Annotated in this window: 21 protein-coding genes; 14 read left to right on the forward strand and 7 right to left on the reverse strand. The window is 60.6% G+C overall.

Translation table 11 applies throughout. The features are described from left to right. Window positions 1-79: 79 nt before the first annotated feature. The gene (locus tag AC1D05_RS00110) at window positions 80-1,003 is read right to left on the reverse strand and encodes a glycoside hydrolase family 26 protein (protein ID WP_477437105.1); all 924 of its coding nucleotides are present in this window, start codon (window positions 1,001-1,003) and stop codon (window positions 80-82) included. 621 nt (window positions 1,004-1,624) lie between these two features. Between AC1D05_RS00110 and AC1D05_RS00115 the strand changes: the two genes are divergently transcribed. Together AC1D05_RS00115 and AC1D05_RS00120 are read left to right on the forward strand one after the other, a co-directional pair. Continuing rightward, window positions 1,625-3,511 carry a glycosyltransferase family 2 protein gene (locus AC1D05_RS00115; protein ID WP_477437107.1) on the forward strand — a complete coding sequence of 629 codons (1,887 nt, stop codon included), beginning with the start codon at window positions 1,625-1,627 and terminating at the stop codon, window positions 3,509-3,511. A gap of 206 nt (window positions 3,512-3,717) precedes the next feature. Beyond that, window positions 3,718-4,785 (forward strand): acyltransferase family protein, encoded by a 1,068-nt coding sequence (locus AC1D05_RS00120; RefSeq protein ID WP_477437109.1) that lies wholly within the window; start codon window positions 3,718-3,720, stop codon window positions 4,783-4,785. Window positions 4,786-5,042: 257 nt separating this feature from the next. Here the strand turns inward: AC1D05_RS00120 and AC1D05_RS00125 are convergent, their stop codons facing one another. Further along, a complete protein-coding gene (locus AC1D05_RS00125; RefSeq protein WP_477437111.1) occupies window positions 5,043-5,219 on the reverse strand; it encodes a hypothetical protein in 177 nt (58 codons plus the stop codon). Between AC1D05_RS00125 and AC1D05_RS00130 the strand changes: the two genes are divergently transcribed. The 3 genes from AC1D05_RS00130 (at window position 5,218) to AC1D05_RS00140 (ending at window position 7,354) form a co-directional block, all read left to right on the forward strand. Further along, window positions 5,218-5,532 carry a hypothetical protein gene (locus AC1D05_RS00130; RefSeq protein WP_477437113.1) on the forward strand — a complete coding sequence of 105 codons (315 nt, stop codon included), beginning with the start codon at window positions 5,218-5,220 and terminating at the stop codon, window positions 5,530-5,532. The two genes, AC1D05_RS00125 and AC1D05_RS00130, sit on opposite strands and share 2 nt — an antisense overlap. Before the next feature lie 386 nt (window positions 5,533-5,918). Next, the gene (locus AC1D05_RS00135) at window positions 5,919-6,512 is read left to right on the forward strand and encodes a DUF995 domain-containing protein (protein ID WP_477437115.1); all 594 of its coding nucleotides are present in this window, start codon (window positions 5,919-5,921) and stop codon (window positions 6,510-6,512) included. Window positions 6,513-6,928: 416 nt separating this feature from the next. Then, window positions 6,929-7,354 (forward strand): hypothetical protein, encoded by a 426-nt coding sequence (locus AC1D05_RS00140; protein WP_477437117.1) that lies wholly within the window; start codon window positions 6,929-6,931, stop codon window positions 7,352-7,354. 1 nt (window position 7,355) lies between these two features. Here the strand turns inward: AC1D05_RS00140 and galE are convergent, their stop codons facing one another. From galE to AC1D05_RS00155, 3 genes are all read right to left on the reverse strand, one after another. Beyond that, complete coding sequence (galE, locus tag AC1D05_RS00145; RefSeq protein WP_477437119.1) at window positions 7,356-8,387, reverse strand: UDP-glucose 4-epimerase GalE; 1,032 nt, start codon at window positions 8,385-8,387, stop codon at window positions 7,356-7,358. Beyond that, window positions 8,384-9,424, reverse strand: coding sequence for a UDP-glucuronic acid decarboxylase family protein (locus AC1D05_RS00150; RefSeq protein ID WP_477437121.1), 1,041 nt, complete (start codon window positions 9,422-9,424; stop codon window positions 8,384-8,386). The genes galE and AC1D05_RS00150 overlap by 4 nt, the downstream gene beginning before the upstream one ends. Window positions 9,425-10,506: 1,082 nt before the next feature. Further along, window positions 10,507-10,977 carry a carboxymuconolactone decarboxylase family protein gene (locus AC1D05_RS00155; RefSeq protein WP_475451532.1) on the reverse strand — a complete coding sequence of 157 codons (471 nt, stop codon included), beginning with the start codon at window positions 10,975-10,977 and terminating at the stop codon, window positions 10,507-10,509. A gap of 85 nt (window positions 10,978-11,062) precedes the next feature. On the opposite strand from AC1D05_RS00155, the gene AC1D05_RS00160 reads away from it, so the two are divergent. Genes AC1D05_RS00160 through AC1D05_RS00170 form a run of 3 tightly spaced genes read left to right on the forward strand, consistent with a single transcriptional unit; the run spans window position 11,063 to window position 13,216 of the window. After that, entirely contained in the window at window positions 11,063-11,722 is a 660-nt protein-coding gene (locus AC1D05_RS00160; protein ID WP_477437123.1) for a TetR/AcrR family transcriptional regulator, read from the forward strand. 37 nt (window positions 11,723-11,759) lie between these two features. Then, window positions 11,760-12,371: a hypothetical protein gene (locus tag AC1D05_RS00165; protein WP_477437125.1), complete on the forward strand. Its 612-nt coding sequence runs from the start codon at window positions 11,760-11,762 to the stop codon at window positions 12,369-12,371. Beyond that, window positions 12,368-13,216: a 23S rRNA (adenine(2030)-N(6))-methyltransferase RlmJ gene (locus AC1D05_RS00170; RefSeq protein WP_477437127.1), complete on the forward strand. Its 849-nt coding sequence runs from the start codon at window positions 12,368-12,370 to the stop codon at window positions 13,214-13,216. The genes AC1D05_RS00165 and AC1D05_RS00170 overlap by 4 nt, the downstream gene beginning before the upstream one ends. A gap of 31 nt (window positions 13,217-13,247) precedes the next feature. Here the strand turns inward: AC1D05_RS00170 and AC1D05_RS00175 are convergent, their stop codons facing one another. After that, a complete protein-coding gene (locus AC1D05_RS00175; RefSeq protein ID WP_477437129.1) occupies window positions 13,248-14,015 on the reverse strand; it encodes a helix-turn-helix domain-containing protein in 768 nt (255 codons plus the stop codon). A 185-nt stretch (window positions 14,016-14,200) separates the two neighbouring features. Between AC1D05_RS00175 and AC1D05_RS00180 the strand changes: the two genes are divergently transcribed. The 6 genes from AC1D05_RS00180 to AC1D05_RS00205 all read left to right on the forward strand — a co-directional run bounded on the left by AC1D05_RS00180 (window position 14,201) and on the right by AC1D05_RS00205 (window position 18,632). After that, entirely contained in the window at window positions 14,201-14,623 is a 423-nt protein-coding gene (locus AC1D05_RS00180) for a VOC family protein (protein WP_477437131.1), read from the forward strand. Window positions 14,624-14,761: 138 nt separating this feature from the next. Then, window positions 14,762-15,214, forward strand: coding sequence for a hypothetical protein (locus AC1D05_RS00185; protein ID WP_477437133.1), 453 nt, complete (start codon window positions 14,762-14,764; stop codon window positions 15,212-15,214). A 133-nt stretch (window positions 15,215-15,347) separates the two neighbouring features. Continuing rightward, window positions 15,348-15,929 carry a TetR/AcrR family transcriptional regulator gene (locus AC1D05_RS00190; protein WP_477437135.1) on the forward strand — a complete coding sequence of 194 codons (582 nt, stop codon included), beginning with the start codon at window positions 15,348-15,350 and terminating at the stop codon, window positions 15,927-15,929. After that, entirely contained in the window at window positions 15,926-16,762 is an 837-nt protein-coding gene (locus AC1D05_RS00195) for an EamA family transporter (protein ID WP_477437137.1), read from the forward strand. The genes AC1D05_RS00190 and AC1D05_RS00195 overlap by 4 nt, the downstream gene beginning before the upstream one ends. A 5-nt stretch (window positions 16,763-16,767) precedes the next feature. Next, the gene (locus tag AC1D05_RS00200) at window positions 16,768-17,940 is read left to right on the forward strand and encodes an MFS transporter (protein WP_477438104.1); all 1,173 of its coding nucleotides are present in this window, start codon (window positions 16,768-16,770) and stop codon (window positions 17,938-17,940) included. Window positions 17,941-18,017: 77 nt separating this feature from the next. Continuing rightward, the gene (locus AC1D05_RS00205) at window positions 18,018-18,632 is read left to right on the forward strand and encodes a LysE family translocator (protein WP_477437138.1); all 615 of its coding nucleotides are present in this window, start codon (window positions 18,018-18,020) and stop codon (window positions 18,630-18,632) included. Window positions 18,633-18,647: 15 nt separating this feature from the next. On the opposite strand, the gene AC1D05_RS00210 is transcribed toward AC1D05_RS00205, so the two are convergent. Continuing rightward, complete coding sequence (locus AC1D05_RS00210) at window positions 18,648-18,959, reverse strand: transcriptional regulator (RefSeq protein WP_477437140.1); 312 nt, start codon at window positions 18,957-18,959, stop codon at window positions 18,648-18,650. Window positions 18,960-19,334: the final 375 nt, after the last annotated feature.

Consider the following 19,334-nt stretch of genomic DNA (forward strand, 5'->3'; position numbering starts at 1 on the left):
CCCCTACTATGTTACGCTACGCCCAATTTTTTACGCTATGCCCAATTTTACGCTTGCATTTGCACCTGATGCAGTAAGTCTAGGGCAGGACATGCTGGGTAACCCTCCAGTCGGGCAGCCCATAGCCACCCAACCATGGCCACACTTCCTTCTGGTTGAAGTAGACGACCGACGTCAGGGCCGGAAATTCCGAATAGGACTTGCGGGAATCGGCCGCCCATTGCGAGACATATTCCTGCTTCCCGACATAGCCGAGTTCCGCCACTTCGATCGGCTTGTTGAAACCCGCGACGCGGTCATAGCCTGGCTTCAGCGTCTCGGCGAACGTACGGTCACGACCGGCCTCGTTGTTGTCCTTTGTCTGCAGGCCGAACACCGACAGGCCGATGACGTCGACGTAGTCGTCGCCAGGGTAGTATTTCTCCAGTCCCTCTTCACCTTTGGGTGACCACATGTATTTGGCGGCCGGAGCAGCCTTGCGGCAGAGATCGACCTCGCGCTTGTAGGCGGCGATCCAATCCTTGGGGGCCCAGTTGGCCCATGTGAAGCGGCCGTTCTTATCCTCCATTTCCTGCGCCCAGCGAATGGTGACGGGGCTCTTCATGGCCCCCACCAGGTTGCAGATTGCCTGCATGTTGGCGTCATATTTGCCGCTCAATATGCCGTCGCGCAGTTCGTTCGGGGTGATGCGCCAGTCCTTCGACCAGGTCCAAGGCTCGATGGTGATCAAGAGCGACCGGTTCCGCTGAAGGGCATAGGCATCGGCCAAGGGGAGGGTCGCCAGATCGACGTCTTCCCAAGGCAGGAACAACTCCTCAATGCTGGCGGTCTTGTCGGCGCTGAAGTCGCCGTAGGGATCATAGGATCCGAACGCCGACGCGGCGCTGCTTGTCTGAACGGGATCCGTCGTGGCTGCCGAGCCGGCGCCTGCCGAAATCGGGAACGCTGCGCTTCCGCCCAAAGCCAACGCGATTGCAAGTGCACTTGCCGCATAGTTTTTCATGTTTGTTCTCCCATCGCCTGAACTTCCCGCGGAAGTCAAAGCGTCGCCACTGCGCATCGATGTGTACTCGATGCGACTGCCCAAGACCGATCGGCTCTATTGGCGGAATTTGTGGGATACGTAGCGACCATGGGGGCGTGCGAACCTTCGCACAGGAACTACCCAACAATTATCTCTCAAAGCACCGACATCGAGGAGCTACAGAGAGAGATTTCGCCGCGATACTCACAAATTCGCGTCAATATCCCGATATATCATCCCAAGCTAAATTAAGAGCCGGTCGGGACCAAGAGTCAAGTGCAATTAACGGTTGCTTAACCATGCCCTTCGCAACATGGTTAACGCTGCTTTCCGGCCAGAACCCACCAGACCTTCGCGGCCCCATCGAAGAATTCTCCAACGCAAAAAGATCGCCGGCTCGCCGTTTCAGAGGAGGTCGGTGGCGAGCGCCTCACGGAATTCCCGCTTCGATTCAAGGCGTTAGGTTAACCAGTTCTCAAGAAGCTTGGTTAACGAATACTTAATTTAGTTGACTCTAAGAGAGCGCAGGCGGATTCTATGGCGGGGTTTGAAGCTTGTCGGCCGTCGTTCGGCTGACGTTCAGAGTGCGGCGGTACCTGTATGAGTTTTTCCGCGGACGTAGGAACCATCAGGGGTAAGGCCAGGCCGACACGACGGCATGGGGCGGCTCTGGCCAAGGCAGCGGAGAAAGCTCCTTTCCTCGTACCGGTTCTGTCGGCCAACCAGCGGCGGGTCTGGAAGTTGGGACTTGCTTGCTGGTCAGCCACATTCGGGGTTTTCTGGGTCTGGTGGCTGCGGCCGGAGCACGTTGAGCACGTCGTTCCATACCTGTTGGCGACGCTCACCCTTGTTTGGCTCACGTTCATGCCGATGTACTTTCTCCTGAACGTGCACGCGATGAAAAAGCCGTCCGGGCTTCACATGATCCCGCGACATTCGCGTGTCGCCATGGTGGTGACCAAGGCTCCGTCCGAACCGTTTTTCGTGGTTGCTAGAACGCTCGAGGCAATGCTGGCGCAGGACTATCCGCATGATACTTGGCTGGCCGACGAGGACCCCTCCGAGGAAACGGTCGCCTGGTGCGGTGCCCATAACGTCATGATTTCGACGCGGCGCGGACGGGAAGACTATCACCGCAAGGTGTGGCCGCGCCGCACCCGCTGCAAGGAAGGCAACCTGGCGTTCTTCTACGACCAATACGGCTATGAGCGGTATGATTTCGTCGCCCAGATGGATGCCGACCACGTACCGACACCAACGTATCTCCGGGAAATTCTGGTTGCTTTTGCCGACCCAGCGGTCGGCTATGTCTCCGCGCCGAGTATTTGCGACAACAATGCCGCTGAAAGCTGGTCAGCGCGCGGCCGGCTGTTTCCGGAAGGAATGTTCCATGGCCCCTTGCAGTCGGGTCACACGCGCGACGGAACGCCGCTTTGCATCGGTTCGCATTATGCCGTTCGAACTGCTGCGCTCAAGCAAATCGGCGGCCTTGGCCCGGAACTGGCCGAAGATCACTCAACGTCCATGCTGTTCATTGCAGCCGGATGGCGCGGCGTGCATGCGACAGACGCTATCGCTCATGGCGACGGCCCGCAAACCTTCGCGGATCTTGTCACGCAAGAATTCCAGTGGTCGCGGAGCTTGATGACGATCATGCTCGAATACTCGCCCATCTATCTTTCGAAGCTGACACCGCGGCTGAGGTTTCAATTCCTGTTTCGCCAGCTCTGGTATCCGCTATTCGCCGTATTCTCGCTTTTCATGTACGTCATGCCGATCTATGCACTTCTGTCGGGGCAGAATTTCGCTAATGTGACTTATACCGATTTCTTATGTTATTACGCGCCAAATTCGACAGTCTTGGTTCTTCTCGTGATGCTGCTGAAGGCCTTCGGCCTGTCGCGTCCGCTCACCGCCAAGACGATCAGTTGGGAAGGTACGCTGTTCTCATTCTTTGCACGTTGGCCGTGGGTGCTGGCGGGCACACTGTCGTCCATTCGTGATTATCTGACCAAGTCGTTCGTCGACTTTCGCGTTACCCCCAAAGGCAGTGGCCCGAAAAACCTCCTGCCTGCCCGCGTCATCGTTCCCTATGTGGTGCTTGCGATCGGCGCTTCTTTGCCGGTTCTTCTTGTCGACCACGCTTCGAGCGCTACGGGGTTCTACTGGTTTGCTGCCTTCAATGCGTCTATCTATGCTTTGCTTGTGGTTGTGATCATTATCCGGCATCTCGTAGAAAACAGAATTTCGTTGCGTCGCAATGTAGCGAAATTCGCCTTGCAGGCTTCGCTCGCCGGTGTTGCGATCTCCGTGCCAGGCGCTGCTTTTTATGATCGCGGCCTCGAAGGCATATATGGGCTGCAGCAGGGTGCAGGCAGTCTACGCATCGTCAGCGTGGCCTATCCCGTCTCTGGCGCCGGCCGTGGTGGGGCCGGAACCCGGACATTCCACTTTGACCCCGGCTGGGATGAAGGACCCGTCAAATAAGTCAAATGGAAATGCCCGGAGACGGCTGTCGTTCAAGCGAGTAACTTTATGATGAGATTCTATCGATCGACTGCCGCTGTTTTTGGGTGACGATCGTTGCGCCGCCGGTGTTTTTGTGAGGCCCGAACGCCACCGCGGCGAGGGAAGTAGACCAGGCTGATGCCGCAATATCTCCCCCTACACGAGATGCAAGGTAATGCAACGTCATGACGCCTAAGCCTGAGTACAGGCCACAGCTCGACTCGCTGCGGGCCATTGCTGTATTCGCCGTCATGTACTCGCACTTTTGGGACGATACCTCACCATGGGGCCATCATGGCGTCCGGCTGTTTTTTGTCATCAGCGGTTACCTGATTACCGGCATCCTCGTCCGGTCCAAAGGAGCGGCTCGGTCGAAAGGCGCTCTTCAAGTCATTCTGGTGTTCTATCTGCGGCGAGCCCTCAGGATCTTCCCAGCGTACTACGTTATGCTGGCCTTGGCGGCAGCCCTCTTGCCCGAGGTTCGGACATCGTTGCCTTGGCACGTCACCTATCTTTCCAACGTCCTGTTTGCGCTCAACGGCAATTGGGACCCTTGGCCGCTTGCTCATCTGTGGAGTTTGAGCGTCGAAGAGCAGTTCTATTTGTTTTGGCCGCTGCTGATCGTACTGAGCCCTGGCCGAACAATGATCCCGACTTTGATCGGGATCATCTTCGCTGCGGTCGCCTTTCGGGCAGCGATTGTGTTTTATCTTCCCGAGGGCCCGGCCCGTTACGTCTTGACACCAGCCGCGTTTGACGCCTTGGGCGCTGGCGGCCTGCTTGCGGCGATTGAGGCCTCCGGTCGACTGACCAACGAACTGCAGTGGAGACTGGCAATAGCGAGCATCGTCGCCGTTGCAGTACTGGTTTCACTCACGTTGCAGCCAGCCATGTTCACCAATTTCAACTTTGTAGTCGGCGACTTCCTTGCGGTCGTCCCCCTGGTTGCAGTCGTGAGTTGGGCAAGTGTGGGCGCTAAAGGCCTGATCGGCCGAATGGCGGAGAACTCCGTCGTGCGGAATCTGGGTCGGATCAGTTACGGGATCTATCTGTATCATTTCCCCGCACTGGCCGCCGTTTTCCTGTTCTGCGGATACTACGACCTGCAGATTCCTGCGCTTGGCCCGATCCGTTTCGTCATTGCCAGTCTTGTCACGGTTGGGGTTGCCACTGTCTCATGGTTCCTGTTGGAGCAACCGTTGAACCGTCTGAAAGCAAGGCTGTCCTATGCGACCGTGCCGGCCGCAAATTGATGATCCGGCCAACAATCACAGTCCTCAACGGCGACTAAGCTGAGCCGGGTCGGAATGAATTCCTTTTTGATGGCATGCCGCGCAACCTTCAGCGAGAGCCTGCTTTGCGCTCAATCGGCCAATAGAGACGGCCAAACAATGTTGCATTTTAATAATATCCGATGGAAGCGCGAAATACTGTGCTGACCATGCCGTTTGGACGAATTTTAATAAGTATCACCTAATATTCGGACATGATGTGAAAGGCGGTTGGCCGTTCACACTGCGCGGAAGACACCAAAGAAAAATATCTCCGCGTCCAATCGACTTGCATTTATCGGCAGGGGATAGGTGATGAATAAATTCATGAGGGGTTTGGCTGCTAAGGGCAGAAAAAATGCCTGGTCTATAGCTGCCGTTGCATTGATCTCGATGGTTTCCGGTTGCCAGAGCATGGACGCGACCACGACCGGCTCACTCGCCGGCAAGCCTGCGGTGCAAGCGCCCGTCAAGAAGATCCATTACGTCGGCAAGAAGCGGTCCCATGTGTTCAGCCGCAAGCGCCTCATGCAGACGACCAGCGTGACGCGCACAACCGAAACGGCCTACGCCGCCTTCGTGCGGCCGCAGCGGGCCGGGATCATCAAGCCGGCGCCGGTGAGGGTTTCCTACAAGCTGGGCGGCGATGGCGGCCCATTCCTCGGTCATTCGCCCTGGATCTGCGGTCCGAGCGGATTTGGCCAGCGCGCGACTTGCCGGGCGCGCTAGCAAGAGTTCGGCGGGGGACTGGAATCCGGGCGCGAGAGGGGAGGCGGTGCGGGCCGGGCGTCCACCCCTCGCGCCCGGATTTCCATTCATGCCGATACCAATCGACGAACGCCTTCGATCCCTCTTCGATCGGCCCTCGTGGCTTGACGTCGAAGTCTCACCTCGGCCCGTGTTTGCGGGGCTTGTCGACCCCTCAGCCTGAAGCACTTCGTTACGGGGCAAAAGGTTGACATCGGTCTTTGCCCGGCTGTTAATGCTCGTAGCCAGCTGCTGACTGCGCGGCCTGGGAAACCCGGCGCTGCGTCGATGGGGAGAACGCTCCGTGGTGGCGCGTCTTGGGTCATGATTGTGTCGGCGCAACGCTGGATCGAGATGCGAAAACCGAAATGCGAACGCTGATTTTGCCGACAGTTTCAACCGGATTGCCCTGGCCTCGCGCAGCCAGAGAACGCGGCCAGTCTGCCAGTCGCATATGGCTTGTGCCTCTGCTGGTCGTTTGTGGCCAGTTGGCGCTTGCCGGAGCGGCTCACGCGACCGACGAAAAGAAGCCGAAGCCTGCGGAAGCAGCCACCACCGTGCCGACGGCTTTTGATCTGCAGCTTCTCTACACCGACCGCACATGGCTATGGAAAGATGGAGCGGCCTATTTCGGAAAGGCCGGCCGACCCCTCCGGGCGTGGACGTCGGGGCAGGATTCAGCCTCCGTCGCCGAGGGTAGGTGGCTGGTGACCAAAGACGGCCAGATGTGCATGGAAGTCGCCTGGCGGTCCAAGAGCTACAAGGGCAAGCTGCAGCGCACCTGCTACAGCCACCGCATCAAGGGCGAGACCATTGAGCAGCGCAAGGATCCGGATGGGGAATGGTACAGTTTTAAGCGAACTCCCGAGGACCCTTCCGATGAATACCGGAAATTCGTAGCCGGCGACGCCAAGAGCGCGCAGTTCGAAGAGACCCGCAAGCTGATCGATTCCAAGAATTAGGTCGTCTCTCGGCCGCTAAGCCGACAGTAGCATGCGGCGCATCAGCGTTGACACAGTCCGCATTGCACGAGCCGCTCCAGATCCATGTCGGCGGCAGAGCAGACCCCAAATCCGTCCCTGCTTTGACAGTGGGTTGCCTTTGCCGGCGCCTGTCAAGGAACCTGGGAATCGCATATGGTGAAGCATCAAGCGGTTCGGCTGGAGCAGTCGGCGCGCCAACCGCCGATTGATCGCATTCAATTGCATCTGACGGACGACGAGACGGTGGGCCTACCATAGGGGTTTCATTAAATTTAATAATTAGTGATGTCTAATGTTCATGCGCGATGTGCGAGTGATTGCCACGCGGCGTGGAAGCGACGGAGGCATAGTATGTCGCAATACGCCCTTGGCTTATACTTGATAACAAGGGACACATGATGAACAAATCCGCAATGGGCGCATTTCGCCCAAGCAAAAATATAGTATCTATTGTTGCGGTTATGGCGATGACCTCTGCGATTGCAGGCTGCCAGGGTATGGATGCGACCGAAACCAGTTCGGTCTTCATCAAGCCTGTGGTTCACCCGGTGCGCGGCAAACCCGTGGCCCAGCCCGTCTACGCCATGTCCACGGTGCATTCGCTCAGAATCGAGCCTCAGATTATGATGACGAGCGCGGTACAGACGACTGAAAGTGACCACGCTTTTGCATCACCACAGCCGATCAAGGTTCGCACGCCGGGGCCTGTGAAGGTCGCTTTCAATCCTGGCGATGATGGTCCGTTGCTGGGCGGTTCGCCTTATATTTGCAGTCCCAGCGGATTTGGCCAGCGCGCAAGTTGCCACCCCCGCTATCTCTGATCTAGCGAGCCGCGACTGATGCTGCCGCCTCGCTTGGCGGCAGTTTCACCGATTTTGTCTGCAGTCCGAAGAATGGCGCCGCCGTCCTGACGATAGTGTCGATGTCGGAAAGCTCAGGCACAAAGCCAAGCTGCGCACGCGCCTTGCCCGGATCGGCATAGAGCTCGGCCGGATCTCCCGGGCGCCTGGCTCTGAAGACGGCCGGAACCGGTCTCGACGTTATCCGGCTGACCGCCTGTACGATCTCCTTGATCGACACGCCTCGCCCGGTGCCAAGGTTGACCGCCAGGCTTTGTCCGCCGCCCTCGAGGTGTTGGAGCGCTTTCAGGTGGGCACGGGCCAAGTCGCTGACGTGGATATAGTCGCGCACGCAGGTGCCGTCCGGCGTATCATAGTCCGTGCCGAAGACCTCGATTTCGTCAATGATGCCTGACGCCGCCATCAGCACCCTGGGAACCAGATGCGTTTCCGGTGAATGCCATTCGCCGAGCTCGCCGTCGGGATCGGCACCGCAGGCATTGAAATAGCGCAGGATCGCGAATTTCATCCCATAGGCCGACGCATAGTCGCCAATGATGTGTTCGCCCATCAGCTTGGTGCGCCCGTAAGGGCTGATCGGATTTTGCGAGGAGGTCTCGCGAATGGGCAACGCTTCCGGCACGCCGTAGGTTGCGCAGCTGCTGGAGAAGATGATGTTTTCAATGGCGTGCGCGCGCGCCGCGTCGAGCACAGCGATGGTGCCAGCCACATTGGTCGAATAGTAGTCGGCGGGCTCGTGAACGGATTCCCCGACATAGGCCAGCGCCGCGAAGTGGATGACCGCCGTCGGCCGGTACGTCCCGATCGCCGATATCAGCGCATCCCGGTCGCGGATATCGCCGACGACAAGCGGACCCCAGGCGACGGATTTCCGGTTGCCGCGGCACAGATTGTCGAAAGCCACGGGCAGATAGCCGGCGGCGGCCAGCAGCTTGCAGGTATGACTGCCGATGAAGCCTGCTCCGCCTGTTACCAGGATCGCCGGTCGGCTCATGAAGCCGCTGCCCCCGAGATCATCCGGCCGCCGTAGAGCAGGGTGTCGAAATAATCGACAGTGTGCGCGAGCCCCTGGGCCAGGTTGATCCTCGGCTCCCAGCCGAGATTGTCCCTGGCGAAGGAAATATCCGGTTTACGCTGCCTGGGATCGTCGACCGGCAGCGGCCGATGCATGATCTTCGATCTGGAGTTGGTGTAGCCGACGACCAGCGTCGCGAGCTCCATGATGGTGAATTCGCCGGGATTACCGAGATTGACCGGATGGGCAGGCGCATGCGGCGTATTCATCAGCCGCATGAAGCCTTCGATCAGGTCGTCGGCATAACAGAAGGAGCGGGTCTGCAGGCCGCTGCCATAGACGGTCAGGTCTTCGCCTCGCAATGCCTGGACGATGAAGTTCGAGACCACGCGCCCGTCATCGGGCTGCATGCGGCGACCGTAGGTGTTGAAGATACGGGCAACGCGGATGTCGAGCCCATATGTCCGCGAATAGTCGAAGAACAGGGTTTCGGCCGAACGCTTGCCTTCATCATAGCAGGACCGCGGTCCATGCGTGTTGACGTTGCCGAAATAGCTCTCGGGCTGCGGGTGCACGATCGGGTCGCCATAGACCTCCGAAGTCGAGGCCTGGAAGATCTTGGCGTTGTTCCGGCGCGCGAGCTCCAGAAGGTTCAGCGCCCCGAGCACGCTCGTCTTGAACGTATGGATCGGGTCTGCCTGATAGTGCGGCGGAGAGGCAGGGCAGGCGAGATTGTAAATCTCGTCGCACTCAAGGCCCACAGGCAGCGGATCGACAATGTCGTGCTCGATGCAGGTGAACCTGGGATTGCGTAGAAGGGCATTGAGATTGTATTTTTTTCCGGTGTGGAAATTGTCCAGCACGACGACGTCATACCCATCCCGCAACAGCCGTTCGCACAGATGCGACCCCAGGAAGCCCGCGCCTCCAGCAACCAGGGCGCGACGTCGCTTTTGGTGGGGCTCTCTTTGATCGCTTCCGGAGCCCAGTTTTAGAACCTTGATGACCTTGCTCATGCTTTCCCCTTACGCAACGCGCACGCTGCCGCCGAGCCGGGACAAACAGTCCGGCCACGCCTTCAGAACGTGACAAACCCTCCGCATCAGCGGATTCGCCAACATGATGTGCGTTAATTGTTCTCTGGGTTCGCCGCGCTGGTGCTACACGGCTTTTACGTGCCGCTGCTCACACCCGTATCCACGCCCCAAAATCGCGATCACGCGCTCGGTGCCATCATCGTCGATTGCTCGCCCAAATTGCACATCCCAACACATTGAAAATATACCTGTGGAAGTCATAGTCAACTAAATTAGCAATTGGTTAACTACAACATTTTGCGAATGGTTAACCCTCGGGTCGGTCGGGCCCGCAACGCCGGACTGTGAGGCTCGAAGAGGATACTCTTTTCAAATCAACAATTTGGATCGGTCATTTGACGAAGTGCCAGCGGCTTGGCGCCTGGGGATGCGGAGGTCGCCACTCCATTGCGCATCTCGGTCTGTATCCCAAGAAATATCCTTAAATGAAAACCGGCCTGGGTGATCCCTGGCGGATGTCAAATTTTCAAAGTGCAACTAGATTGTTGGCCAAAACCGCTCGGGCTACAAACATAAACGTTTGGGTGTAAATATTTTGCCAATATTTCTTTATGGAAAGAGGATGCATCGCATCCGGCTATAGTAGAGAAGGTGCCGAGAGCCAAAAGATGAACGGAAAACCGCATCGTGAAGGCGGGCTTCGATTGCGATTTTATTCCACCGCACTGTTCGCGGGCTCTTCGCATAAGGGCCTCTCGTTCGCGTGGCGCGGATCGCCGGTCATTTTTGCCGGAAAACGCCCACATGTCCATTCTATGCCGAAATATCGGTCATTTCTGCAATGGCATTGAGCGCATAGGTAGAGTGCGCCATCCATTGCGCGATCGCGTATGCGCGGAACGGCACCCCGACACAACCGGTGGCAAAAAATGCCTGAACCAGGGGACGCTCCGCTATCCGCGGGCCGTCCCTGGCGAGTGCTAACAAAGCGGTCGCACTGTCCTGTCGTCGATTAAGCATGGATCGACCCGGAAGCGGTCGCCCGCTTCGGCCCGAACAGCCTACTGCCCGCCCATTTCCTTCTTGAATGTGTCGAAATCGACCTGCATGCCATTGAAGATGGTGCTCCAGTGGCGGGTCAGCGCGGCCATCGCCACGGCCTCCTGGATTTCCTCGTCGGTGGCGCCGGCGCGCTTGGCGTCCTGCGTGTCCGACCAGATGCAATAGTTGCACGGAATCTGCGCTGCCACCGCCAGCGAGATCAGCGACTTGACCTTTGGCGGCAGCGCCGTCTTGTCGCTGAGCTCGATGGCCTTGACCTCGGCCCAGGCACCGGGCAGACCGGCTTTGGGAAACTGCTTCACAAAGCTCGGCACGCCGCCCATGGTCGACTGGATGTCCTTGAGGGTTGCATCATAGTCGTCGGCATGGACAGGTGCCGCGGCCAGCGTCAGCGCACAGCCGGCAGCAGCAAGCAGGCAAGCGTGGCGTATTGACGAAAGCACGGATGAAAGAATGCGATTGGCAGACATGACATTCTCCTCTGGTCTTTGTTAGCCTTACGATGTAAGGTAATGCGGAAAATGAACCTTACAGTGTAAGTTGTCAAGCGGCGCCATGGACTCATCGATAAAAAAAACCAGAACCCGCGGCCGGCTGTCGCGCGAGATGATCGAGGACGCGGCCTTCGAGGTGATCGAGAAGGAGGGGCTCGCGGGCTTTTCGATGCGCAAGCTGGCGGCGGCGCTCGGCTGCGAGGCGATGAGCATTTATCACCACTTTCCTTCGGTGGCGCATTTGCATGAAGCGCTGGTCGACCGGCTGGTCGGTGCGCTTGAAATGCCTGACGCCAGCCTGCCGTGGCGGCAGAGGATGCGCATCGCCATTGAGGATTTTCGCCGCATCGGCCGCGACCATCCGGCCTATGCCACTTTCTTCGTGACTTACCGCATGAACTCGCCGACCTGCCTTGCCTGGTTGAACGGCGTTATCGGCCTGTTCAGGGATGGCGGCTTCGACGCCGAACTCAGCGCGCGGCTGTTTCGTGCCGTCGGTTACTATCTGATGGGCGCGGTGCTGGACGAGAACGCAGGCTATGCCAAGGGGCCGTCGGCGGTGAACACGGTCAGCGACGAGCAACTGGTCCGGGATTTTCCAAATGTCATGGCCGCCGGGCGTTTTTTTAGCACCGCCGAATTCGACAAGACATTCGAGCTTGGCCTAGACATGCTGCTGGACGAGATGGAACGCCTGCGCGACGGCGCCAACGCAAGCTAAGTTGTCCACCAAGGTGCGATACAAGGTGACTGTCTGAATGCGCTTTCTGTTTGTCCTGATCCTGCTCGCCGGCGCTGGCGTCGGCCTCATCTATCCCTGGGCGATGACCAATTTTTCCGGCCGCGAGATCGGCACCTGGCGGGTCTATGAGCAAGGCCGCTTCAAGCCGTTGACCGTGCCGCTCTCCGGCCGCGACGCACCGGTGCGGGTGCTGGTCGACCTCACTGCGCGGGCCGAACGCATCGTTTCGCAGCAGCGCACGGTGTTGACGCTGACCGCCGCCAACAATGGCCGCACGGTGCTTGCCTCGACGTTGCAGTTCAACCATGTCGACAACCCGCGCCAGGTCAGCCCGCAGCTGCCCGACAAGATTTTTCGCGATGAGGGCGGCGTGATCGCGACCGTCAGTCCCGGTCCTTACATCTTCACCGTCGGTCCAGGCGATGCTGAGGACATCCCGATGCGGGCGGTCGATCTCATCCTGCGCTCCGGTGTCGGCGAAACCGACCGGCGTGCGCGGCCGATCGGTTTCTCCCTGATGGCGATCGGTCTGATCGGTTTCCTGCTCTCGTTGCGTTCCGGTGGCGGTCGGCCGGACAACCCGAACTCGCAACCGCCGCCGCCGCGCTGGGGCAGGGGGGCCAAGTGAACTACCGCCACGCCTACCACGCCGGAAACTTCGCCGACGTCGTCAAGCATGTCGTGCTGGCGCGCCTGCTCGAGTATCTGAAGCAGAAGGACAAGGCGTTTCGCGTCGTCGACACCCACGCTGGCATTGGCCGCTACGATCTGTCGTCACTCGAGGCGCAGAAGACCGGCGAGTGGCAGGACGGCATCGGCAGGCTGATTAACGCCTCGTTCGCCGCGCCGGTGGCGGCACTGCTGGCGCCCTATCTGGAGGCGGTGCGGTCGCTCAATCCCGAGGGCGGCATCCAGAAATATCCGGGCTCGCCACTGATCGCGCGGCATCTGATGCGCAAGCAGGACCGGCTGTCTGCGATCGAACTGCATCCCAAGGATGCCGCGAAGCTGAGGACACTCTTTGCCGGTGATTTTCAGGCCCGCATCATCGAGCTCGACGGCTGGCTGGCGCTCGGCGCCCATCTGCCGCCGAAGGAAAAGCGTGGCCTGGTACTTATCGATCCGCCCTTCGAGGAGGCGGGCGAGTTCGACCGCCTCGTCGACGGGCTCGTAACAGCGCACAAGCGCTGGCCAGGCGGCATCTATGCGCTGTGGTATCCTATCAAGGATCGCCGGGCGATCATCGCCTTCAGGAAAGCGCTGAAGCAATCCGGCATCCCGAAAATCCTCGACATAGAATTCGAGATCAGGCCGGCCTCTTCCGAGCCCAGCCTTGACGGCAGCGGCATGGTGGTGATCAACCCGCCCTTCACGCTGGAAGGCGAATTGCGAACCGTGTTGCCGGCGCTGCACAAATTGCTCGCCGTGGAAAAGCCGGCGCACTGGACGCTGGAATGGCTGGCCGGTGAATAGGCGGGCATGGCTTCGGCTGCCTCGGCCGAGGCTATGCTCCGGTGGCAGCCAGCGCGGCCGGCGTGATGCCGGACAGCCGCCTGCTTTCTCGGATCAGATGGGCCTGGTCCGCATAGCCGGCCTCGATCGCTAAGACCGCGGTCGAGGTATCGCCAGAGACCTGCCGCAAGCGCCTGAAGCGGTGGAAGCGCAGGATCCGGTCAAGCGTCTTCGGGCCGTAGCCGAAACTTTCCTCGAAACGCCGCCGCAGCGTTCGCTCGCTCATATGCAGGGAGCGCAAGAGGAAAGGCACCAGCGGCTTGTCGGCTGGCAGACCTCGGTCGATAACGTCAAAGGCAAAGCCCATGACCGCATCGGGCGCACGGTGGTCTTGCGCGTGCGCGCCGATTGCCTTCTCCAATTGTCCCACCAGCTTGGCGAGATCGGGCGTGGCCTTGATGCGGCCAGCCAGATGGCGCGCCTCAGCGGCCCAGAGGTCACTGAGGTCAAGGCGTTCTCCCACGATCCGGTTGGCCGGCACGCCTAGCCAACCGGCGGCCGCCCCTGGCCGGAATCTGAACCCGACGATCGTCGCTCCCGACGGCAGTGTCTCGATCTGCGGCTCCCGGTCCGGTCCCGCGACCCGCAAGCGGCCGTCGATCCACTGCAGGTCGATCGTCGCATCCGGCGTTATCACGACGGGTGGAGCGTCCTGGTCCCGCATGCGGTGGACCCAGACGGATGCGAAAGCGGCACTCAGCCGCTTCTCGGCAGGCCGTTGCTGGAAAAAGCCGGTGGTCTGCGCCAGTACCGCTTCCATCCCTCAAGCCTTTGTCAGTCCGCTTGGCCCACAGTCTTATCGCCGGCTCGGTCTCTGGCCTCGGCTATTTTGGCCGAAATCTTCAAGGCGTGCCGCTCCCGCCATGGCAAACCGAACGAAGCCTTTCGGTGCCATTCGATGTCACCGACATCGCGCAGCCGTGAATATAGAAAGGAGAAACCAAAATGAAAGCTCGCATCAGCGTCATCACGCTTGGCGTCGACAATCTGGAAGCGTCGCTCGAATTCTACCGAAACGGCCTCGGGCTTCCGACAGAAGGCATCATCGGCAAGGAGTTCGAGCACGGTGCCGTTGCCTTCTTCGATCTGCAGGGTGGCTTGAAGTTTGCGATCTTCGAACGCTCCAACATCGCTGTTGACGCCGGCATCGCCCAAACCGGCCGCAGCCCGACCGAGTTCACCATCGGCCACAATGTCACGAGCGAGGCCGAGGTCGATGCCGCGATGGCACAGGCCATCAGCGCTGGCGCGCGCCTCGTCAAGCCGGCGCAAGATACGTTCTGGGGTGGCTATGCCGGCTATTTCCAGGATCCGGATGACCATCTCTGGGAAGTCGTCTTCAACCCCGCCTTTCTTCCCGAGGACTGATCCTTGAGAGGAACCCGTAGCCGGTAAAGGACGTTGGTGGATGCTCCAGCTCGTTTCTGGAAACCATTGTTTCGGCAACCGCTTGACCGCTGCCAAGCGAATCCGCACAGTGCGCGCAATCGACCTTGAGAGGCTGCCATGACTCGCTTCGCCAAATCCGCACTTGCCGCCCTGATTTCGCTCTGCACCCCGCTTGCCGCGCCTCTTGGCGTCACCCAGGCGGTGCAGGCGGCCGACCTCAGCGTCTATTCCGACGACGATGGCGGCGTCTGCGGCCAGCCCTGGGTGCTGAGCAAGATTTCCAGCCGCTTCTCCTACCAGGTGCATCATGTGCCGCATCTGCCGGATGTGCAGATCACCGATTTCCGGCGCATCCATCAGCACCGCTATCTGCCGGCCGACGACACTTGGCCGATCGGCCGCCGCTATTGCGGCGCCACCGTCAGTCTCTCCGATGGGCGCGACCGGACCATCTGGTATCTGATCGAGGAAGGGCAAGGCTTTGCCTCGATCGGCGACAATGTCGAATTCTGTGTCTCAGGCTTTGATCGCTGGATGGTCTATAACGGCCGTTGCCGCGTTCTGCGCTAGACGCAGCTTCCGATTATCGATTTCCTTTAGCGCCTGCGGCTCGATCGGCCACAGGCGTTTTTCCGTGTCGTGTTGACAGCAAGTGCGATCCATCGCATATGAGACAGACCTGTCTCATCACTTGGTGCGCACCATGACACCGTCACCTCCCTCCGACAAGCGCCAGCATGTCGTCGAAACCGCCTATGCGCTGTTCAAGCGCGGGGGCTTCCATGCCACCGGCATCGACCGGATCATCGCCGAGGCCGACGTGGCCAAGATGACGATGTATCGTCATTTCCCCAGCAAGGACGAGCTGATCGTCGCGGTGCTCGACTATCGCGCCGGGCGGTTTGACGATCAGCTCGACCAGCTTGCCCGGAAGAGCCTCACGCCGGAGCAGAAGATCGCCAGGATATTCGACTGGCATGGCCGCTGGTTCCGCAGTCCGGATTTCCACGGCTGCCTGTTCGCGCATGCGCTGGCCGAGTTCGGAGATCCCCGGCACCCGGTGTTCGCGGCTGTCGCGCGGCAGAAGAATGGCCTGAGGCAGCGCATGCAGTCGATCCTCGCGCAGGTGATGCCGCGCGGGCGGGCCGAGAACGTGGCGGCGACCCTGCTGATGCTGATCGAAGGCGCCACCCTGATGGCGCAGATGGGGCAGGCGGACACCGCCCTTCGGGAAGCCCGCAAGGCCGCTCTGGACATCGTCGCCGCCTCGCGCAGGCCGCAATGAGCCCGCTGGTCATCGGCCTCGCGCTGTTCGCGGCGATCCTGCACGCAAGCTGGAACGCCTTCCTGCGAACCGGCGCCGACAGATTGTGGACCGTCACCGTCATGAGCTTCTCCAGCACGGCGCTGGCCATTCCCCTTGCCGTCTTCAACGGTTTTCCCGCCACATCGGCCTGGCCCTATGTCGGGCTCTCCGCCTGCCTGCAGGTCGGCTACAGCGTGTTTCTGGTAGCCGCCTACAGATATGGCGAACTGGGACAGGTCTACCCGATTGTTCGCGGCAGCGTGCCTCTGCTCGTCACCCTCGGCGGCTTCCTGCTCGCCGGCCAGCAGATCACCGTTCTGGAGACCGTCGGCGTTGCCCTGGTCGGTGGCGGCATCATGGGTCTTTCGCTCGGACGAGGAAGAGCCGCCACGACGTCGATCCTTTATGCGCTGGCAACAGGCGCAATCATCGCCGCCTATGCGACGGTCGATGCAATCGGCGTTCGTGCGGCTGGCAATGTCGGCGCCTACACGGGCTGGGTCCTGCTCGCCTATGGCGCATTGCTGCCGGCGACCTTCGTCGCCAGTCGTGGCCGGCTCGCTGTCGACCCGCGGGCGCCGGAGACTTGGAAGGCACTGGGCGGCGGCCTGTTCGCGCTTCTGGCCTATGGTGTCGTGGTGGCGGCCTTCGCGCTCGGGCCTGCCGGTCCGATCACCGCGATCCGCGAGACCAGCGTCGTCTTCGCGGCCTTCATCGGCCGGCTGTTTCTCGGCGAGACGCTGACGCCGCGGCGGGTCGGTGCCTGCGCAGTCGTCGCGCTCGGCGCCATCTGCCTCGGTTATCAATCGTGACCAAAATGCATACGCCTGCCAACACGCGCGGCACTGCGATCGACAATGGCCTGCTTGCCATCCTCGCGATTGCCGCCGGCCTGACCGTCGCCAACAACTACTATAACCAGGCGATGCTCGGCCTGCTGGCGCATCAGTTCGCCCTGTCCGCCGGCGCGGTGTCAGTGCTTCCCGTCGTGACGCAATTGGGCAACGTCGCCGGCATCCTGTTTCTGGCGCCGCTCGGCGATCGGCTCGAGCGGCGTTCCCTCATCCTGGCGACGACGGCGGCGCTGGTCGTCGCTCTGGTTGCTGCCGCACTGGCACCCAGTTTTGTGTGGCTGGTCGTCGCCGGCATCGGCATCGGTCTCTTCGCCACGGTCACGCAGCAGATCGTGCCGCTCGCCGTGCATCTGGCGGCGCCGCATGAGCGCGGCCGTGTGCTTGGCATCGTCACCGGCGGCATCCTCGTCGGCATCCTGCTTGCTCGCACCGTCAGCGGCTTCATCTCCGACATCTGGGGATGGCAGGCCGTCTTCGCGGCCGCCGCCGCATTGATGCTTGCTACCGGCGCGGCACTCGCTTGGCGTCTGCCGCGCGTCGAGCCGGTCACCGATCTGAGTTATGCCAGGCTGCTCGGCTCGCTGTGGACGCTGCTGCGCACGCACCGCATCCTGCGGCAGTCGATCGTCGTGCAGGCGCTGATCTTCGCGGCCTTCATCGGCTTCTGGTCGACGCTCGCTCTTGCCTTCGACGCCGCTCCCTATCACTTCGGCGCCACGGCTGTGGGCCTGATGGCACTGGTCGGTGTCGCCGGCGCGCTTGCGGCACCGCTCGCCGGCCGCTTCGCCGATCGGCGCGGGCCTGGCGTCATCGTTTCGATCGGCGCCGGTCTGGTGGTTGCCGCCTTCGCCATCCTTGGCCTGTTCCAGGGATCGCTGGCGGCGATGATCGTCGCGGTGCTGATCCTCGATCTTGCCGTGCAGTCGTCGCAGGTCGCCAACCAGGCGCGTATCCATGCTCTCGATCCGACCGCCCGCAGCCGCCTGAACACCATCTTCATGGCGACCATGATTCTCGGCGGCGCCTGCGGCTCGGGTCTCGCAGGGCTTGCCTATTCGGCGTGGGGCTGGATCGGCACCTGCCTGTTCGGCGCCGCATCCGCCGCGACTGCGCTGTTGGTGTCACGAAGGCCGTGAATTTTTCGGGCTATCGCCGGCAGGCAAATCGGCTAACCCTCTCACCCGAGAGCAACGCATCACTTTCGGGAGCCTTCATGGACCTTGCCACCATCCTTGCCTTCGCGGCCGCCTTCTTCGTGTTCGCCGCCAGCCCTGGCCCCGACAACATGACGATCGTCGCCCGCACGATCTCCAGCGGTGCGGTGTCGGGCATCGCCTATGGTGCCGGCACGGTGGTCGGCATCCTCATCTTCCTGATGCTCGCCGCCTTCGGCCTGTCGATCATCGCCGCCAAGATGGCGATCGTCATGACGGTGCTTCGCTATGGCGGAGCAGCCTATCTGATCTGGATGGGCATCAGGCTGTGGACGGCCGTGCCCGTAGTGCCAGAGTTGCAACCCGTCTCCGGACGGCGCGGGCTGCTGACGATCTTTGCCACCGGTGTCGCGCTCAATCTCGGCAATCCGAAAATGCCGCTGTTCTACGTAGCGCTGTTGCCCAACGTTGTCGGAGCCTCGCTCACATCCGCGCATCTCGGCATTCTCATTGCGGTGATCCTGGCTGTCGAGATTGTGGTGATTGGCGGACATGTCGTTCTCGCCGGCCGCGCCCGCAATTTGTTGCGCACGCCCAGGATCGTGCGCCGGGTCAACCGTGCGGCGGGCGGCGTGATGATCGGCGCCGGCGTCGCCGTGGTTGCCACGCGTTGAAGGCGGATCGCTGTACTACTTCCCGCGCTGCACCGCCCCAGCCTGATCGATGATCTTTCGAAGATAAGCAATGTGACCGCGAAAGGCCCGCCGCCCAATCGTTGTTGCCTTGATCCGGGTCTGCGGCCGTCGCCCGACGAAGAGCTTTTCAACATCGACATAGCCTGCTCTGGCCAGCGTATCGATGTGTGCCCCGAGATTTCCATCAGTGACTTCGATCATGGCCTTCAACTGGCTGAACTCCAGCGCCTCGCGCCTTTCCAGCGTGTTCAGGACGGCCATGATCCTGAGCCGTGTGCTCTGGTGGATGATGTCGTCGGCGCTCATCGATGCGCTCCAATGCGGCAAGCTTTGGGCCGTCGCCATATAGCTCGGCAATCTCGGACAGCGGTAGTGCCAATGCAGAATACTCTGCCATGCAGAGTATTCTGTCAACCTGTCAGCAGTCGGCGGAAGCATGCTTGACAAGGTGATCTTCAGATCGGTCGTCGTGTCGCGCTCGTGATCCGCATGGGCCGTTCGTCTGCAGGAAGATGATCGCCTCGATGAGGTGACAGGTCATGATATTCACGACCGACGATCATGCGTAAAGCTGCTCGCTAGTCTTCGGCGTTCGATGGTGGGCTCGCATCAAGAATGCTGGTGTCAAATTGCTGGCGATATCAGAAGATCAGCGACGGATTTTTGCGATGATGAGTGTGA

It is taken from the genome of Mesorhizobium sp. P2_E9 (assembly GCF_056403815.1).

Excerpts from the sequence above, each read along its gene's own strand:
- galE (WP_477437119.1), bottom strand. The coding sequence starts at position 8,387 with ATGAGCCGACCGGCGATCCTGGTAACAGGCGGAGCAGGCTTCATCGGC.
- AC1D05_RS00110 (WP_477437105.1), bottom strand. The coding sequence starts at position 1,003 with ATGAAAAACTATGCGGCAAGTGCACTTGCAATCGCGTTGGCTTTGGGC.
- AC1D05_RS00140 (WP_477437117.1), top strand. The coding sequence starts at position 6,929 with ATGATGAACAAATCCGCAATGGGCGCATTTCGCCCAAGCAAAAATATA.
- AC1D05_RS00185 (WP_477437133.1), top strand. The coding sequence starts at position 14,762 with ATGACTCGCTTCGCCAAATCCGCACTTGCCGCCCTGATTTCGCTCTGC.
- AC1D05_RS00200 (WP_477438104.1), top strand. The coding sequence starts at position 16,768 with ATGCATACGCCTGCCAACACGCGCGGCACTGCGATCGACAATGGCCTG.
- AC1D05_RS00135 (WP_477437115.1), top strand. The coding sequence starts at position 5,919 with ATGCGAACGCTGATTTTGCCGACAGTTTCAACCGGATTGCCCTGGCCT.
- AC1D05_RS00210 (WP_477437140.1), bottom strand. The coding sequence starts at position 18,959 with ATGAGCGCCGACGACATCATCCACCAGAGCACACGGCTCAGGATCATG.
- AC1D05_RS00180 (WP_477437131.1), top strand. The coding sequence starts at position 14,201 with ATGAAAGCTCGCATCAGCGTCATCACGCTTGGCGTCGACAATCTGGAA.
- AC1D05_RS00175 (WP_477437129.1), bottom strand. The coding sequence starts at position 14,015 with ATGGAAGCGGTACTGGCGCAGACCACCGGCTTTTTCCAGCAACGGCCT.
- AC1D05_RS00165 (WP_477437125.1), top strand. The coding sequence starts at position 11,760 with ATGCGCTTTCTGTTTGTCCTGATCCTGCTCGCCGGCGCTGGCGTCGGC.
- AC1D05_RS00115 (WP_477437107.1), top strand. The coding sequence starts at position 1,625 with ATGAGTTTTTCCGCGGACGTAGGAACCATCAGGGGTAAGGCCAGGCCG.
- AC1D05_RS00150 (WP_477437121.1), bottom strand. The coding sequence starts at position 9,424 with ATGAGCAAGGTCATCAAGGTTCTAAAACTGGGCTCCGGAAGCGATCAA.
- AC1D05_RS00160 (WP_477437123.1), top strand. The coding sequence starts at position 11,063 with ATGGACTCATCGATAAAAAAAACCAGAACCCGCGGCCGGCTGTCGCGC.
- AC1D05_RS00120 (WP_477437109.1), top strand. The coding sequence starts at position 3,718 with ATGACGCCTAAGCCTGAGTACAGGCCACAGCTCGACTCGCTGCGGGCC.
- AC1D05_RS00155 (WP_475451532.1), bottom strand. The coding sequence starts at position 10,977 with ATGTCTGCCAATCGCATTCTTTCATCCGTGCTTTCGTCAATACGCCAC.
- AC1D05_RS00130 (WP_477437113.1), top strand. The coding sequence starts at position 5,218 with ATGGACGCGACCACGACCGGCTCACTCGCCGGCAAGCCTGCGGTGCAA.
- AC1D05_RS00190 (WP_477437135.1), top strand. The coding sequence starts at position 15,348 with ATGACACCGTCACCTCCCTCCGACAAGCGCCAGCATGTCGTCGAAACC.
- AC1D05_RS00205 (WP_477437138.1), top strand. The coding sequence starts at position 18,018 with ATGGACCTTGCCACCATCCTTGCCTTCGCGGCCGCCTTCTTCGTGTTC.
- AC1D05_RS00195 (WP_477437137.1), top strand. The coding sequence starts at position 15,926 with ATGAGCCCGCTGGTCATCGGCCTCGCGCTGTTCGCGGCGATCCTGCAC.
- AC1D05_RS00125 (WP_477437111.1), bottom strand. The coding sequence starts at position 5,219 with ATGCTCTGGCAACCGGAAACCATCGAGATCAATGCAACGGCAGCTATA.